Source organism: Paenibacillus sp. NMA1017, assembly GCF_058895805.1.
The window spans coordinates 325,438-342,115 of the sequence record NZ_JBZXYR010000005.1 but is presented as its reverse complement, the minus strand read 5'-3'; the positions used below and the strand labels follow the sequence as shown (position 1 = coordinate 342,115).

The window sequence follows — 16,678 nt, the reverse complement described above, 5'->3', positions numbered from 1 at the left end:
AAACTCCATATTGCAAACCGTTTCTAGGTTCAAGTATATGCGCCAAAATAGAAGGCATGCCATCTTTTATAGCTGTTTGTGCAGCTTTTGAAAATCATCCGGCCAAGCATCCTCCACGGTAATCGTTTCGCCACTCAGCGGATGACAGAAGGTAAGACGCTCTCCGTGCAGCGCCTGCCTGCCAAAATCAGTAGCCCGCCCCCCGTATAATACATCCCCAAGCAACGGGTAGCCAGCATGACTAAGATGTACGCGAATCTGGTGCGTCCGTCCTGTCTCCAGCGTCAGATATACGAGACTCACTGCACTTGAACCACTTCCCCATACTTCCCCGAGTTCAATATGGGTAACTGCCTTCTGCCCAGTCGGAGATACACGACGTCGCTGCTTATGATGCCTGTCCTTGCCAATCGGCCAATCCAACGTTCGCAGCGATGAAGGTACTTTCCCTCGTACCAAAGCCACATACCGGCGACCGATATCCTTAGCTCTCATTTGCTCGTCCAGCTTGAGCAACGCAAATTCATTTTTGGCATATAGCACTGGGCCCGTCGTATCCACATCCAGACGATGTACATGCCGTACCGCCGCATGAATACCATTCATCTCATAGTAGGATGCGACAGCATGATCCAACGTCAGCGGACCATCCTGCACAGCGCCGTCCGGATGTACTGCCATACCTGCTGGTTTATGCACTACCAGGCAAAAATCATCTTCGTACAGTACCTTCAAATCATACCAACGAGGGGTGATGCCAAGGTTCATTACAGGAAAAAGGGCCAGCCGCAGCCGGTCCCCTGTAAGTTCAATCTCTTTTTCATGGCGCAGTCTGCGCCACAGCTTTTCCGGTAATTCCAAACGATTCAGCAACCACTGATCTACAGCATCAGCGCTGTTTTTTTCCCCGTCTGTGATTTCCCGTCCTGGCGTGACTTCCAGCCACGGCCCTCTTCTTTTCCAGCCACCTTGCCAGCTCATAGACGTTTGAGCGCGCGATAGTTCGCCTCAATGGTGGCATCAATATCCTCTACCGTATGCACGCCCGATACAAACATCCCCTCAAATTGAGAGGGTGCTACACTGACTCCCTCATTCACCATTTCAGTAAAGTAACGGCGGAAGTGGTCCTGATTACTCGTTTTAGCCGTATCAAAATTGACAACCTTTTCTTCTGTAAAAAATGGACAAACCATGGAACCCACGCGATTGATCGTGACAGGGATACCCAGCTCGCTCGCATTACGTTCGAATCCGGCTTGAAGCCGTGCTGCCCGCTCTTCCAGGCGATCGTACACTTCTGGCGTCAGCAATTTAAGTGTCGAATAACCTGCTGCCATAGCAAGCGGATTTCCGCTAAGCGTACCCGCTTGATAAATTGGCCCCGATGGAGCAATCTGCTCCAGAATATCGCGACGTCCGCCGTAAGCACCTACAGGGAGTCCACCACCAATCACTTTACCCAGACAGGTAAGATCCGGCGTCACACCAAAGCGACCTTGAGCTGAATGAAGTCCAACCCGGAATCCGGTCATCACTTCATCAAAAATCAGCAGACTTCCGTACTGCTGGGTTACCTCACGCAAACCTTCCAAAAATCCAGGTTGTGGCGGTACAACTCCCATATTGCCTGCTACTGGCTCGACAATAATTGCGGCAATCTCTTCGCCAAATTTCTCAAAAGCTAGCTTCACCGAAGCTAAATCATTATAAGGGACGGTGATTGTATGGGTGGCTACAACTTCAGGTACACCCGGACTATCGGGCAAGCCTAATGTGGCAACACCAGAGCCTGCTTTAATCAGCAAGCTGTCCGCATGACCGTGATATGATCCCTCAAATTTAAGGATTTTACTACGGCTCGTAAATCCGCGTGCGAGTCGAATCGCACTCATAGTCGCCTCAGTTCCAGAGTTAACCATACGTACAATATCCATGGAAGGAACACGTTCACAGACGAGCTTGGCCATTTCGGTTTCTGCCAACGTTGGTGCGCCGAAGCTGGTCCCTTTTACAACAGCAGCCTGTAAAGCTTTAACCACTTCTGGATGTGCATGGCCCATAATAAGCGGTCCCCATGAACATACATAGTCTAAATAGGATTGACCATCAATATCATATACGCGCGATCCTTCGCCATGGTCGATATACACAGGTGTAATCCCAACAGATTTAAAAGCCCGTACCGGGCTGTTTACGCCACCCGGAATGTATTGTTTTGCCTCATCAAAGGCTACTTTGGAGTTCGTATCCTTGCGCACTGTTCGTTGTTCGTCGATCATTCTGACCACTCCTATCTTCTGAAAATAGACTTATTGCTTCAACCATCTTGCCGCATCCTTGGCCGAATAGGTAATAATCATATCTGCACCCGCACGCTTCATACTTGTCAAAATCTCTAGCACCATTGCTTTTTCATCAATCCAGCCTTGAAGAGCTGCTGCCTTGACCATGGCATATTCACCACTAACGTTGTAAGCCACCATAGGCAGATCAAATTGATCCTTAATCGTGCGCATCACGTCCAGATAAGAGAGAGAAGGCTTCACCATCAGCATATCGGCCCCCTCCAGCACATCAGATTCCGCTTCTCGCAACGCTTCACGTGCATTGGCAGGATCCATCTGATAGGATTTGCGGTCACCAAACTGCGGCGCAGAATCTGCGGCCTCTCGGAAAGGACCGTAAAAAGCAGACGCATATTTGACGGAATACGACATAATCGGAATATGTGAAAATCCCTCCAGATCCAGCCCCTGCCGAATCGCCTGTACAAAACCGTCCATCATATTAGATGGCGCGATAATATCCGCACCAGCTCTGGCCTGAGATACGGCTGTACGTACCAGCACCTCCAGAGATTCATCATTCAATACTTCACCGCATACCTCACCATCATGCTCATGCATGTGCACCATACCGCAGTGTCCATGGTCCGTAAACTCACACAAACAAGTGTCAGCCACAACCAGCAGTTCGGGATAACGCGACTTGATCAAACGAGTAGCTTCCTGAACAATACCATCGTCCACAAAAGCCGAAGTCCCTACACTGTCTTTTGTTTCCGGTATGCCAAACAGGAGCACGGCGGGAATGCCAAGCTCACTAATCTCTTTCAGTTCTTCCTCCAGCCGATCCAGAGAAAAACGGTATACACCTGGCATAGAGCTAATTTCCTGTTTCACCCCAGTGCCAAATGTTACGTAGATCGGTTGGATAAAATCAGCGGGATTCAATACCGTTTCACGCACCATGCTGCGGATTGCAGCCGACTGGCGCAAACGACGATGTCTAGTAAAAGGAACACTCATGAATACAAACCTCCATTGTTTATACATTCATTTGTAAAATTTAAAATTTATAATGTCATAACAGTATTTGATTGTTTCCACTCACATAACGATTGGATTAGACTTTCAATGGTCGCCTTCTCTGACATCAAGCTGACAGTCAAGCCGGCTTGGGTTGCTGTCTCACCAGTCAAGGGGCCGATCACAGCGATCGTAACTCCCTCCAGCAGCGACACTGGATCAAGGATCCCCATTTGTCTGAGGGCTTCTAAGAAAAAGGTTACAGTTGAGGAACTGGTAAACGTAATCGCATGAATGGCACGTTCCTCAAGCAGCTTGAGGAGCTCGTCATCCTGCGTGTTGGCTGCCAGCACAGTTTGATACAAATCAGCCTCGGTCACATGAAGCCCCATCTCCCTCAGCTTTTCTGGCAGCCACGGCCGAGCTAGATCACCTCTTGGGAGAAATACATTCTGCCCTGCCTGCAAATCCTGCTCAAATCCTTCGAGCAAGCCTTCTGCCTGAAAAGGGCCTTCGATCTGTTCTGCCACAATTCCGTGCGTCCGAAGCGCGGCTGCTGTAGCCGGTCCGACTGCGGCAATACGCGCTTTGAACAACATGCGTACGTCCTTGCCCTGTTCTTTTAAGTGCGTGAAAAAGTATTCCACTCCATTAACGCTGGTAAAAAACACCCAATCATATTCAGGCAGTCGCTCAAATGCCTCTTTAATTTCCTGTTTGGTCGACTCGTCCGAAGGAGCGACAGTCTGGATAACTGGAAATTCATAAGGCTCACCGCCAAGCTCCTCAATCCGGTGAACCAGACTGCTGGCCTGCGCACGCGCGCGAGTAACCAAAATTCGCTTGCCAAACAAAGGCATGTCCTCAGCCCATTTCAACTGTTCACGTTGATTGACCACTTCTCCGACAACGATGACGGCGGGAGGCTGAAAATTCGCAGCCTTCACCTTAGCTTCAATATCCGCCAGCGTACCCACCAGCGTATCCTGTTCGGCGCGGGTTCCCCAGCGGATCAAAGCAACAGGAGTATTTGACGGCTTGCCGTGCTTCATCAGCTGTTCACTGATATAGCCAATCTTTGCTACACCCATCATAAAGATCAGTGTGCCCGTTGCGTTCGTCACTTTATCCCAATGAATACTTTTGTCGAGTTTATCCGCACTTTCATGACCTGTAATGATAGACAGCGACGAGGCCATATCCCGGTGTGTGACTGGAATGCCCGCATAAGCGGGCACACTGATGGCTGATGTGATACCGGGTATAATTTCATAGGAAATACCATGTTTACGCAGTAGCCCGGCTTCCTCGCCGACTCGTCCAAATATAGTGGGGTCTCCCCCTTTAAGACGAACAACTGTCTTTCCTTCCAAGGCCAAATCCACCAGCAGCTGATTAATTTCCTCTTGCTTCATGGTGTGACGATCTGGCAACTTGCCGACATAGATTTTTTGGGCACCTGGCTTCATCAATCCCAACAGGCGCGGGCTTGCCAGTCTGTCGTACACAATGACATCGCCCAATTGAATGCATTCCCAACCCTTGACCGTAATTAATCTTGCGTCTCCGGGTCCTGCACCTACCAAATATACTTTTCCTGCCATGCTATCATCCCCTCACCTGCGCCAGAATCTGTTCCGCTCCTTTGGCTATCAAACTGGCCGCCACCGCTTCTCCTAGCTTTTGCGGATCATTTCCTTGGAGCGTTTCCTTTAAAATAACCTCGCCATCTGGCGAACCTACCATGCCCGTGAGGCTGATTTCTTGACCAGCCCAGACCGCATGAGCCCCGATCGGCACTTGGCATCCCCCATTTAACACGCCCAGAAAGGTTCGTTCTGCTGCAACGGTAGCCGAGGTATTCCGGTCGTTGTAAAGACGCAGCAAGGCCAATAGCTCTTCATCGCTCGCACGACATTCAATACCTAGCGCTCCCTGCCCAACTGCCGGCAAACAGTCTTCCTCCGGTATATAGGACGTAATTCGCTCTTTCCAGCCCATCCGGTGCAAGCCTGCTGCCGCCAAAATGATAGCGTCAAAACCTTCCGTCTCCAGCTTTTTCAGACGGGAATCAATATTACCACGCACAGGCTCCAATTGTAGATCAGGTCGCATGGACTTGATTTGACTGGCTCTGCGCAGGCTGCTCGTGCCCACCTTTGCCCCTTGAGGCAAATCCTCCAGGCTCTTGGCGCCCAATGTGATCAGGCAATCACGTGGGTCCTCACGGCGCGGCACAGCGCCGTTGACAAGCCCTTCCGGCAATTCGGAAGGCATATCCTTCATACTATGTACTGCCATATCAATCTCACCAGCCAGCATAGCCTGTTCAATTTCTTTGACAAAAAGCCCTTTGCCACCCACTTTGGACAAGGTTACATCCAATATTCGATCACCCTTGGTCAGGATTTTCTTCACGACAAATTGCAAATCCATTCCATGCTTCGCGCACAGCGCGTTCAAATCTTCAATGACATGCCCGGTCTGAGTTAACGCCAGCGCACTCTGTCTGCTGCCTACCACAATTGTTCGCATGTTATTCCTCCTGATTTTGCGCAATCCATAGGTCTATTTCTTTTTCGGTCCAAGCCATAAATTCATGACGGCGTATTTGATTCAAAATTCCGCTACTCGCCAAGCGCCTCAGTAGTTTGGTCCTTTGCTGTGGGGAACTTATCTTACGTTTGATGATCTGTCGCATATCGTGCATGAAATCCAGATATGGCTCGTATTCGCTACCAAACAACGTATCCAAAGCTGATGTAATATCAGCGGTCACAGCAGGGCCAGCCCCTTCTGTGGAAATACTGATCGTCAGTCTTCCTCGTCGGATGATACCCGGCGTTATAAAGTCTCCCTCTTCCGATCGATCCGCCACATTTACCAGTATACCCCTTTGTCTGGCCTCATGCGCAACCTCATAATTCACTTCTCTCTGGTTCGTCGCCGCATATACAAGAAAGGCTCCCTGGAGGTCACCCTCGCGATATACGCGATTTACCCAGTGGAGCTGCTTGTGATCCGCCAGAACCTGTAAATCCGGCGTTATATTCGGGCTAATGACGGTAATGAATGCCCCACTTTCCATCATCCCCTTTACCTTTCGTTCTGCAATCCTACCGCCACCTACAACACAACAGATCTTATTCTTACAATTCAACGAAATCGGGACAAAATGCTGCAAAAGGCTTTTCACTCTCCCGTCCACTGATGAAATACAGACCAGGAATTCAGCAAAAAATTAAGAATCAATAGCGTGTAGCCCACCAATGCCCACTTTGCCATTACAAGCCCTGAACGCTGATTCAATCTTTTGCTCACTAAAAATATAATATACACGCACAAGGCAATCGCTGTCATCAGCACCTTGGTATCTAGCAAGAGACGCCAGCGTTCCTCGGCAATAATAGAAATAACGGCAACTACAATAGAGACCCCCAGCAAAGGAGTACCAATCAACAGCGCCATATGCGTATACCGGTCCATCATTTCCAGACTCGGCAGGCGTCTGATCGTGTCATTCCATTTCTTTACTTTCAATTTACGATGCAAAAACAGATATAACCCCGAAAATACAGCTGCTACCGTCATCGCTACAAAACCAAGATTAGCCAGCGCAATATGAATCAGGAGCAGCCCATGCACGGTATGCCAATTTCCAAGCGGGTTGTCGAGAGGCTCCATCCATATATTGTTGAGCACTAGCACTGCAAAACTAATAATATTAAGCAACAATACCGCAAATTCGGATCGCTGATAACGTGTCAGAATCAAAGAAATCAGTACCAAAATAACTGAGAACAGAAATAGAAAATCGTAGGTCACGAAAATAGGAAGATGCCCTTCATTCCAGGTTCTTATCCCCATATAAGCAAGCTGGAGCACCAGAACGACAACAAGAAGCCCTGTACCTGTCCGTTTAGCATTCGCATTGCGACGAATCCCATCCGAGAATACAAACAGAAGGCTCAGGGCAAAAACATAAATCATTGAATCATATATAAGCATGCCTGAAGCCACGTCTGTTCACCCACCTTTACAGGCTGGCCGGCGCAAACGACGCTGGCAAAGCCTGAGCCTGAACGGTTTTTTCATGAACGCCGGCTTCCGGTTTCATTAACGCAGATGCATCGCTTTTATCTACTTTCTGAGCGGCGTCATCCAAACGATCCTCCAGAGCAAAAATGTGGCTAAACATGTCTAGGGCCTCATTTCCCTGCTTTTGGACAGCCAGTTCCTTTACCCGATTGATCGGATCATGCATCATCTGATTCAGCATACTCTTCGTCAAGCGGCTAATCACTTTGCGTTGCCGTTCATCCAGCTCGGGAAGCTTATTGAACAAGCTTTCCAACGTATCCTGATGTACAGACTCCGCTTTTTCCTGTAATGCACGAATCACCGGACGCACTCCCATCGTTTTCAACCATTGATAAAACTCACTAAGCTCATCTTCGATCATATGCTCGATTTTTGTAGCTTCGGTACGGCGCATTTCCAAATTGCTCTCCACGATCCCTTCCAGATCATCAATATCGTACAGGAAAACATTCTGTAATTCACCAATAGCCGGGTCGAGATCACGCGGAACCGCAATATCAATCATAAACAAAGGACGGGACTGTCGACGTTTCATACTTGCTTCAACCCGAGTCCGATCCATAATATAACCCTGGGCACCTGTCGAGCTAATAACAATATCCACATCCGCCAACCGATTCATGCCTTCCTCCATCGTAACCGGCGTGCCATGGAACTTGGAGGCAAGGTCTTCCGCACGGGACAAGGTTCGGTTTGCTACAATAACCTCGGCTGCTCCACCGCTGTACAAATGCTTAACCGTAAGCTCGCTCATTTTACCAGCACCGAGAATCAATACCTTTTTATCGGTAAACATCCCGAAAATCCGTTTGCCCAGCTCAACTGCTGCATAGCTGACAGATACGGCACTTTCTCCAATAGACGTCTCCGAATGGGCACGCTTGCCCAATGTGACGGCCTGCTTAAACAACATATTAAACCACGTTGCCGTAATTTTCTGGGATTGAGCCTGAAGAAAAGCGTTCTTTACCTGTCCCAAAATTTGTGTTTCTCCGATTACCATAGAATCAAGACCACAAGTCACACGGAACAAATGCCGAATCGCCTGCTCGTCCTCATATATATATAAATGTTGTGTAAATTGATCACGCGGAATGCCAAACCATTGCTCCATAAAACTGCGTATAAAATAACCGCACATGTGAAGGCGGTCCACCACAACATATATTTCAGTCCGATTGCAGGTTGCGACAACTACGCCCTCCAACACACTTTTGGTAAGTTTGAGTTGCTCCAGCGCTTTTGGCAAATCTTGTTCTGCAAATGTAAAACGCTCTCTGACTTCCACAGGCGCCGTACGATAATTCAACCCAACAACGACGATGTGCATTGCAAATTCACCTGCCTAAACTGTAATAAGAATAACCACTGTTATCATAAACTATGTTAATTATATCACAGAAGTCCGAATCTCCTCCGGCTGTTTTATGAATTGTTTATGAAAATTGGATGGCTTTCATGAACATCTAGCACGTTCTGTATGATTTGATTTAGTGTAAACCACTTTTAAAACAAATAACCATGGAAATGTTCCATGGTTATAATATAGGACGCACAAATGGCTCCATTAAGAACGATTTACACTAACTCGGCCAGCTTGCACTCCGGTGATTCCACCTGAAGTTCTCCCAAGCCGCGAATCAGCTTTTTCGCATATGTTTTTTTCGGTTTTAGAACGGATACCAGGTAATCAATAGCCAGCTGCGGATCGACAGTCTCACCGCAAGTATAACAATCAATAGCGGCAAATCCTCTCTCAGGATACGTATGAATAGAGAGATGACTCTCCGACAACAGTACAAGCACGGTAGCTCCCTGTGGTTCGAATTGCTTGGATTGAACGGACATCACCGTTGCTCCGCAAGCTTCAGCTGCTTCAACTAATTGAGCCTCCAAAAACTGCGCATCATTCAGTAATTCAAACTCAACACCCCAAGTATCTACGGCAACGTGTCTTCCGAAAGTTGAGTACTCCAATTCCATCTTTCGGTTCCCCCTTCCTAGGAATAAAATGTTTGAAAAAATTTCATCCGCTAGGACCTACGTCATTCACTTCCCGAGGGAATAACCTCTCGCAACATTCAATGTCCTGAGTGAATCCTGGTTCCTATATTCATTTTCAACGAGATTAAAAATAACATCTATGTGCAGCAAATGCAATCATTTTTTCGGAATAAAAAAGCCTATTTCGATAAAGAAAGGGACTACACGGCATAACGATTCATTCCATATATTCATGCCTTATTAAGCTTCCAGTGCAAATAATTTTGAGCAACTCATTCGAAGCTTGTGGTCAATCTGTTCCAACTCCGAGAAAGTACGCGCCAAATTCCGCTGGTCAAGCAACGAATTAATGAGATGATATACGTCAGATATTTCATTTTCGACGTTCTGATGCTGAAAAAGCTGGTGCAGTTCCTGCACCGTATTTTTATATTCGAATACCAGCCTGGAGCCTACGGCATTCTTCTCCATAATTTTACGAACCGTACCTTCATTATAAAAATACACCATAGTGAATCCTTGATACATTCGGTAAACGATGCCTTCGCCCTTAAAACGAACAAAAAGTTTGCGTATAAACAGGGTGAGTTGCGGATGAATTAAGCGACAAGTCAATTCACACACAAACGCTCCCTCTTTGGCTTCAAAAAACAAATGAACTTCCTCACCCGCACTATGCTCCAGAACGATTTCCTGTCTTCCGTTATCTAGAACTTTAATATAGTAATGCACCTGGGGATCATCCACTGCCCGCAAAAATTCGTCCATTTGGGTTTCCGACAAGGTCAAAGTGGTTTTAACATACTCTGTGGCTAACCGCTGAGCCATACCCATCTCCTCAATTCTTTCCTGAACCTATAAGTTTAAGCTTTATGATTTATTATACATCAGACCTACACGCTTTTCTGCTTAAATTCCATGAGTTCCTCTAGTTATTATATATTATTCCCACCATTTTAGTGAGTTTAATATTTTTTGAAGCCCGAATCATGAAAAAAGGACGCCCTCAAGGACGCCCCTAACCTTACAATTCCGTCTGCTCTTCGTCGTCATTCTCTATATAGCTGGAGATGACAGACCACAGCTCTTCCTTGCCCATACCTTCTTCGGATGAAAAGGGGATAAACAATCCCCCGGGAAGTATTCCGAGTTCTTGCTTGATTACCTTATAATGCTTTTCTCGCCGCGTTTTAGGGATTTTATCTGCCTTCGTGCCTACAACGCATACAGGTAACCCGTGATGTCGCAGCCAGTCATGCATCATGATATCGTCCTTGGACGGCGGATGACGCAAATCTACCATTTGAAGCACCAGTTTGAGTGGCTCACGCTCCAGCAAATAAGACTCAATCATCTGCCCCCAAGCCTTGCGGGACGTTTTAGATACTTTGGCATAACCGTAACCGGGAAAATCGACAAAATAAAGATCATCATTAATCCGGTAATAATTGAGTTGCTGGGTTTTACCTGGCGTAGAACTGGTACGTGCCAAATTTTTACGGTTAATCAACCGATTAATCAGTGAAGACTTTCCTACATTGGAGCGCCCCGCCAGAGCAATCTCTGGCAAAGCGTCCACAGGAAATTGATCGGGGCCAACCGCACTTATTATAAATTCTGCTTTTGTTACTTTCATTGTGTCCTTAATTCCTCTCTAATGTACCCTTGCCTGCTCAACCAAAGCATGCTTTAGCACCTGATCCATATGGGCAACGGGAACAAATTCAACATCCTGCCGGATACTATCGGGAATATCCTTCAAATCCCGTTCATTATCTTTGGGAAGCAGAATTTTTTTGTAGCCTGCCCGGTGGGCAGCCAGCGACTTCTCTTTTAAACCACCAATCGGCAATACACGGCCGCGCAGAGTAATTTCGCCCGTCATAGCCACATCCTTGGATACATGACGGTTAGTCAAAGCTGAAATTAACGCGGTAGCAATAGTAATTCCCGCAGATGGGCCATCCTTCGGAATCGCACCCTCAGGAATATGAATGTGGATATCATTTTTCTCATAGAAGTCCAGTTCAATGCCCAGATCAACTGCTTTGGAACGGGTGTAGCTGAATGCCGCCTGTGCAGATTCCTTCATAACGTCTCCCAGTTTACCCGTAAGAATCAGTTTACCACTACCAGGTACGACCGTTACTTCAATCATCAGTGTTTCACCACCAACCTCTGTCCATGCCAAGCCTGTAACCGTACCGATCTGATCCTCCAGTTCTGCAACACCGTAACGGAATTTAGCGATACCCAGATAATCCTTCAGATTATCCGGTGTGATTTGAATCGGCCCTTCGCCACCGGATACAACTGACTTCGCCGCCTTGCGGCACAGAGAAGCCATTTGCTGCTCAAGATTCCGTACACCGGATTCACGGGTATATTCGCGAATGACACGCAGTAGCGTATCCTCCCCAATGACCAACTGTTCCTCGTCCAAGCCATGCTCTCTCTTCTGCTTGGGCAATAGGTACCGATTGGCAATTTCCAGCTTCTCCAGTTCGGTGTAGCCAGGAATATAGAGTGTCTCCATGCGGTCCATTAGCGGACGCGGGATGTTGTGTGCAGCATTGGCTGTCGTTACAAACATCACATTGGACAGGTCAAACGGCAGCTCGACAAAATGGTCACTGAACGTATTGTTCTGTTCAGGATCAAGCACTTCGAGCAATGCCGCCGATGGATCTCCTCGAAAATCAGAAGCCATTTTATCAATCTCATCCAGCAAAAATACCGGATTAGACGTTCCTGCGGTCTTCATCCCCTGAATGATCCGCCCCGGCATCGCACCAACATAAGTCCGGCGGTGACCACGGATTTCCGCTTCATCCCGCACACCTCCGAGAGAGATGCGGACAAATTCCCGACCCATGGATTTGGCAATCGAACGGGCCAACGAGGTCTTGCCGACCCCTGGCGGACCTACGAGACACAGAATCGGTCCCTTAATGGTCTTCACCAGCTTGCGTACAGCCAAATACTCCAATACACGCTCCTTGGGTTTATCCAATCCGTAGTGGTCGTTATTGAGTACCTCTTCAGCTTTGACGATATCCAGATCATCATCGGTAAACTTATTCCATGGTAAGCTTAACAACCAATCCACATAATTACGGATGACGCCACCCTCGGCAGAGCTTGCTGGCATTTTTTCCAGACGGTCGATTTCCTTTTCGACCTTCTCCTTCACCGGAACAGGCAACTCCAGTTCACTTAGCTGGTTGCGCAGTTCTTCAACTTCTCCCGCGCGACCTTCCTTCTCGCCAAGTTCCTTCTGAATTGCCTTCATTTGTTCACGCAGATAATACTCCTTCTGCGTCTTTTCCATCTGCTTCTTCACACGCTGGTTAATTTTACGTTCCAGCTCCAGTACTTCACGCTCATTGTTCAAAATATCCAGAAGCTTCTCCAGACGCTGAGTAACGTCGATCGTCTCCAGTATATCCTGCTTTTCCTTAATTTTGAGCGTCAGGTGACTTGTGATCACGTCTGCAAGCCTTCCCGGCTCCTCAATATCGGATACCGCAGCGAGAGTCTCCGGTGTTACCTTTTTGGACAAGTTGATATAATGCTCGAACTGAGTTAATACAGTGCGCATAAGCGCATCCGTCTCAGGCTGTACGTTTTCTGCCTCGTGCAGCTCCTTCGCCATTACCTCGTAATATTCTTCATTGTCCGTATATTGAATAATCTCGGCGCGTTCCAGCCCTTCCACCAATACTCGAATGGTTCCATTAGGAAGTTTGAGCATCTGGCGTACCTTGGCTACCGTGCCGACTCGAAAGATGTCCTCTTGTGTAGGTTCTTCAATATTTACTTCTGATTGAGAACACAGGAGAATCAAATTGTCTTCAACCATCGCTTTTTCCAAAGCCTTGACCGATTTTTCCCGGCCCACATCGAGATGCAGAACCATGCTCGGGTAGACCAGAAGCCCTCTTAAAGGCAGCAAAGGAAAACGACGACCTTTTGTCTTGGTGGGTCCCATCGCTTTCGCACCTCCAGTGATTCTCAGGTTCCGGATTTTACAATCCTCACGTTGCTATCTTTCATATTTTATCAAATGTTTTATGAAAAAACCAATGAAAGGGTGGTTTATCAGCAAGATCCTGTATCTGATATCGTCCCGTTATGCGTTCCATCAGCCTGTAACAAGGAAGATTGGGATGGGCGAAAATTCTCAATTGGCGCATGTACAGGCGAATCCGACGTTATCTCTTCCCCGAACACATGTCGGAACACTTCGGTAACCGACTGTACGGGAATGACTTTTAAACCCTCAATGCTGTCAAAAAGAGCTTGCCAGTTGTCCTGCGGAATAATCACCTTTTTGGCTCCAGCCTGAAAAGCGGCCTCAACCTTGGCTAATACACCCCCAATCGGTTTGACACGACCATGGATGCTAACTTCGCCAGTCATAGCAATTTCATGATCCACCGGAACTCCCCGCATCGCGGAAGCAATAGCTGTTGCCATCGCAATTCCTGCGGACGGGCCATCTACCGGCGTACCCCCGGGAAAATTGATATGCAGATCGTAATTCGACGGAGACAATCCGAGCGTACGCAAAACGGTCAGAACATTTTCCACAGAACCTTTAGCCATGCTCTTACGGCGTAGTGTACGGGACCCACCTCCGATTTCTTCCTCATCCACGACCCCCGTAATATTATAAATTCCCTTTCCCTCAGGAACCGGAACTGCTGTAACTTCAATTTCCAGCAGCATCCCCATGTTTGGGCCATATACAGCTAATCCGTTAACGAATCCGATTTGCGGCAAGCCTGGTATTTTTCGGTCAGGACGCGGTTGAATTTGACTGCTGCCCGCTACCCATTCCACGTCGGAAGCATTGAGACGCTCCCTTTTCTCGGTAAGTGCCAAACCAGCAGCCAGCTGGATCATATTGACCGCTTCCCGACCGTTCGTTGCGTAACGCTGTACAACTTCTACCGCCTCAGGACAAGGGCCAAAGCCTAGCTTGTGGACAGCATCCTCTGCAATACGAGCAATCTCCTGTGGCTGCAAGGCACGGAAATAAATCTCCATGCACCGGGAGCGAATCGCAGGTGGCAGTTCATGCGGCGAACGGGTCGTCGCACCTACCAAACGAAAATCGGCTGGCAAACCGTTTTGGAAAATATCGTGGATATAAGCAGGAGTGTTCGAATCTTCCGAGTTGTAATACGCACTCTCCAAAAATACCTTGCGATCCTCCAGTACTTTCAACAGTTTATTCATCTGCGTTGGATGGAGCTCACCAATCTCATCAATGAACAGCATACCCCCATGCGCCTTCGTCACAGCTCCGGGCTTAGGCTGCGGGATACCCGCCACCCCCATCGCTCCTGCCCCTTGATAGATTGGATCATGCACTGAACCTATCAGCGGGTCCGCAATACCGCGCTCGTCAAAGCGGGCCGTCGTAGCATCAATCTCCGTGAATTTGGCATCTCCCTTGAACGGGGAGGACAGATTCTTCTTAGCCTCTTCCAGCACCACGCGTGCAGCAGCCGTCTTCCCTACACCCGGCGGGCCATAAATAATGACATGCTGCGGATTCGCACTACATAACGCGGCCTTGAGCGCGCGCAATCCGTCCTTCTGACCCACGATATCCTGTAATGTGGCAGGACGTGTGCGTTCAGCCAACGGCTTGGTAAGTGAAATAGAGCGCAATTTGCGCAGCTTATCCAATTCCTTGCGGGATTCCCGATCCACCGCACTACGGTTCGTTTTCTGGCTCCGCAAGAGGTTCCAGAAATACAGACCAATAACAATCCCGAAAAACATTTGCACCAATAACAAAATCATAGTCAAGTCCATCGTATTTCCTCCGTTTCTCATCTCAGCAATTTGAAAAATGCCGCTCTATGAAAAACAGTATTTCCTTTTCCGCGATAGCTAAACGGCGGTCTTTCAAAAGATCAGAGAGAAATACAAAAACACCGCGAAGAACAGTTCTGTAGCAGAGCTGCTCTCCACGGCGTTTAAATGATGACAATAGATTATGACTATGCCTCTTTATAATAACTGCTTTTGCCTACACCTTCTCGGCGGTATGACGTTCTTCACGTCCAGGAATTTTCCCTGTTTCCTCATAAGCCTTGACGATGATATCAATTTCTTTTTTCAATTCGTCGACCATATCTGCCTCGGGTACTTTGCGAATCATTTTTCCATAACGGAACAAAAGGCCTTCACCGCGCGCTCCGGCAATTCCGATATCAGCTTCCTTCGCTTCACCCGGGCCATTTACTGCACAACCCAGTACTGATACTTTAATCGGTACCTTGAGTTTTGCAATGTAGTCTTCTACCTCGTTGGCAATAGAGAACAGATCAATATCCAGACGCCCGCAAGTCGGACAAGAAATCAGTGTAGCTGCGTTTGTGATCAATCCAAACGTCTTGAGCAACTCACGTGCTACCTTTACTTCTTCCACCGGATCGGCACTGAGCGAAATACGCATTGTAGAGCCGATTCCTGATGCCAGCAGAGCGCCCATACCTGCCGCGCTTTTAACCGTACCAGTAAAGAGCGTACCCGCTTCGGTAATACCCAGATGGAGCGGATACTTAATAATTTCAGCGGCCTTCGTATAAGCAGCAATCGCCATAGGAACATCAGACGCTTTCAGTGACACGATAATGTCATGGAAATCAAGTTCTTCCAGTATCCCGATATGATACAGTGCGCTTTCTACCATCGCTTCTGGCGTAGGGTAGCCATACTTATCAAGTAAATGCTGTTCCAATGATCCGGCGTTCACACCAATCCGAATCGGAATCCCTTTTTCCTTACATGCCTTAACGACAGCTTCCACTTTTTCACGTCGTCCAATGTTACCTGGATTAATGCGAACCTTATCAATTCCATTTTCAATTGCCAGTAGAGCCAGCTTGTGATTAAAGTGAATATCTGCAACCAGCGGAATATGAATCCGTTTTTTTATTTCCTTAATGGCTGCGGCAGCTTCCTCATTGTTGACGGTAACCCGCACCACTTGACATCCAGCTTCTTCCAAGCGAAGAATCTCGGCTACAGTTGCTTCCACATCTGCTGTTTTGGTTGTACACATGCTTTGGATGATGACTTCATTGCTGCCGCCAATCGTCAGATTCCCGACTTTAACGGGACGTGTGTCTTGTCTTAAGAACATGTACTTTTCTCTCCCATTAACGCCAAACCTCCACCCCTTAAAACCTCATACAGGTTTAGTGAAGTGGAGATCCGGCTTCTCATGTTTTAGAGATCGC

14 protein-coding genes are annotated in these 16,678 nt (G+C 47.7%); all 14 read right to left on the bottom strand.

The window, feature by feature from the left end; all coding sequences use genetic code 11:
- Positions 1-66: 66 nt before the first annotated feature.
- Complete coding sequence (locus AC5ELV_RS15795; RefSeq protein WP_493430927.1) at positions 67-981, bottom strand: RluA family pseudouridine synthase; 915 nt, start codon at positions 979-981, stop codon at positions 67-69.
- Positions 978-2,282: a glutamate-1-semialdehyde 2,1-aminomutase gene (gene hemL, locus AC5ELV_RS15790; protein WP_028541575.1), complete on the bottom strand. Its 1,305-nt coding sequence runs from the start codon at positions 2,280-2,282 to the stop codon at positions 978-980. Before hemL ends, AC5ELV_RS15795 begins: the two co-directional genes overlap by 4 nt.
- A gap of 30 nt (positions 2,283-2,312) precedes the next feature.
- Positions 2,313-3,311, bottom strand: coding sequence for a porphobilinogen synthase (hemB, locus tag AC5ELV_RS15785; RefSeq protein WP_028541574.1), 999 nt, complete (start codon positions 3,309-3,311; stop codon positions 2,313-2,315).
- A gap of 47 nt (positions 3,312-3,358) precedes the next feature.
- A complete protein-coding gene (gene cobA / locus AC5ELV_RS15780; protein ID WP_493430926.1) occupies positions 3,359-4,915 on the bottom strand; it encodes a uroporphyrinogen-III C-methyltransferase in 1,557 nt (518 codons plus the stop codon).
- Positions 4,916-4,919: 4 nt separating this feature from the next.
- Positions 4,920-5,846, bottom strand: coding sequence for a hydroxymethylbilane synthase (gene hemC, locus AC5ELV_RS15775; protein ID WP_250240107.1), 927 nt, complete (start codon positions 5,844-5,846; stop codon positions 4,920-4,922).
- Between the two features lies 1 nt (position 5,847).
- Positions 5,848-6,495 carry a precorrin-2 dehydrogenase/sirohydrochlorin ferrochelatase family protein gene (locus tag AC5ELV_RS15770; protein ID WP_493430925.1) on the bottom strand — a complete coding sequence of 216 codons (648 nt, stop codon included), beginning with the start codon at positions 6,493-6,495 and terminating at the stop codon, positions 5,848-5,850.
- Between the two features lie 8 nt (positions 6,496-6,503).
- On the bottom strand, positions 6,504-7,331 hold the full coding sequence (ccsA, locus tag AC5ELV_RS15765; RefSeq protein ID WP_061828817.1) for a cytochrome c biogenesis protein CcsA: 828 nt from the start codon (positions 7,329-7,331) through the stop codon (positions 6,504-6,506).
- 16 nt (positions 7,332-7,347) lie between these two features.
- Complete coding sequence (gene hemA, locus AC5ELV_RS15760; protein WP_493430924.1) at positions 7,348-8,742, bottom strand: glutamyl-tRNA reductase; 1,395 nt, start codon at positions 8,740-8,742, stop codon at positions 7,348-7,350.
- Between the two features lie 248 nt (positions 8,743-8,990).
- On the bottom strand, positions 8,991-9,389 hold the full coding sequence (gene speD, locus AC5ELV_RS15755; protein WP_025365654.1) for an adenosylmethionine decarboxylase: 399 nt from the start codon (positions 9,387-9,389) through the stop codon (positions 8,991-8,993).
- Between the two features lie 267 nt (positions 9,390-9,656).
- On the bottom strand, positions 9,657-10,244 hold the full coding sequence (locus AC5ELV_RS15750) for a non-ribosomal peptide synthetase module (RefSeq protein ID WP_307353445.1): 588 nt from the start codon (positions 10,242-10,244) through the stop codon (positions 9,657-9,659).
- A 196-nt stretch (positions 10,245-10,440) separates the two neighbouring features.
- Positions 10,441-11,052 (bottom strand): ribosome biogenesis GTP-binding protein YihA/YsxC, encoded by a 612-nt coding sequence (gene yihA / locus AC5ELV_RS15745; RefSeq protein ID WP_061828820.1) that lies wholly within the window; start codon positions 11,050-11,052, stop codon positions 10,441-10,443.
- 18 nt (positions 11,053-11,070) lie between these two features.
- Positions 11,071-13,407, bottom strand: coding sequence for an endopeptidase La (gene lon / locus AC5ELV_RS15740; protein ID WP_023989969.1), 2,337 nt, complete (start codon positions 13,405-13,407; stop codon positions 11,071-11,073).
- A gap of 110 nt (positions 13,408-13,517) precedes the next feature.
- Positions 13,518-15,245 carry an ATP-dependent protease LonB gene (gene lonB, locus AC5ELV_RS15735; protein WP_493430923.1) on the bottom strand — a complete coding sequence of 576 codons (1,728 nt, stop codon included), beginning with the start codon at positions 15,243-15,245 and terminating at the stop codon, positions 13,518-13,520.
- A 217-nt stretch (positions 15,246-15,462) separates the two neighbouring features.
- The gene (gene ispG / locus AC5ELV_RS15730; RefSeq protein ID WP_250240112.1) at positions 15,463-16,581 is read right to left on the bottom strand and encodes a flavodoxin-dependent (E)-4-hydroxy-3-methylbut-2-enyl-diphosphate synthase; all 1,119 of its coding nucleotides are present in this window, start codon (positions 16,579-16,581) and stop codon (positions 15,463-15,465) included.
- Between the last annotated feature and the right edge of the window lie 97 nt (positions 16,582-16,678).

What these genes read in the sequence shown, in the direction of transcription:
- hemB (WP_028541574.1), bottom strand. Translation starts at nt 3,311, where the DNA reads ATGAGTGTTCCTTTTACTAGACATCGTCGTTTGCGCCAGTCGGCTGCA.
- hemA (WP_493430924.1), bottom strand. Translation starts at nt 8,742, where the DNA reads ATGCACATCGTCGTTGTTGGGTTGAATTATCGTACGGCGCCTGTGGAA.
- lonB (WP_493430923.1), bottom strand. Translation starts at nt 15,245, where the DNA reads ATGGACTTGACTATGATTTTGTTATTGGTGCAAATGTTTTTCGGGATT.
- hemC (WP_250240107.1), bottom strand. Translation starts at nt 5,846, where the DNA reads ATGCGAACAATTGTGGTAGGCAGCAGACAGAGTGCGCTGGCGTTAACT.
- AC5ELV_RS15750 (WP_307353445.1), bottom strand. Translation starts at nt 10,244, where the DNA reads ATGGCTCAGCGGTTAGCCACAGAGTATGTTAAAACCACTTTGACCTTG.
- ispG (WP_250240112.1), bottom strand. Translation starts at nt 16,581, where the DNA reads ATGTTCTTAAGACAAGACACACGTCCCGTTAAAGTCGGGAATCTGACG.
- cobA (WP_493430926.1), bottom strand. Translation starts at nt 4,915, where the DNA reads ATGGCAGGAAAAGTATATTTGGTAGGTGCAGGACCCGGAGACGCAAGA.
- hemL (WP_028541575.1), bottom strand. Translation starts at nt 2,282, where the DNA reads ATGATCGACGAACAACGAACAGTGCGCAAGGATACGAACTCCAAAGTA.
- lon (WP_023989969.1), bottom strand. Translation starts at nt 13,407, where the DNA reads ATGGGACCCACCAAGACAAAAGGTCGTCGTTTTCCTTTGCTGCCTTTA.
- AC5ELV_RS15795 (WP_493430927.1), bottom strand. Translation starts at nt 981, where the DNA reads ATGAGCTGGCAAGGTGGCTGGAAAAGAAGAGGGCCGTGGCTGGAAGTC.
- yihA (WP_061828820.1), bottom strand. Translation starts at nt 11,052, where the DNA reads ATGAAAGTAACAAAAGCAGAATTTATAATAAGTGCGGTTGGCCCCGAT.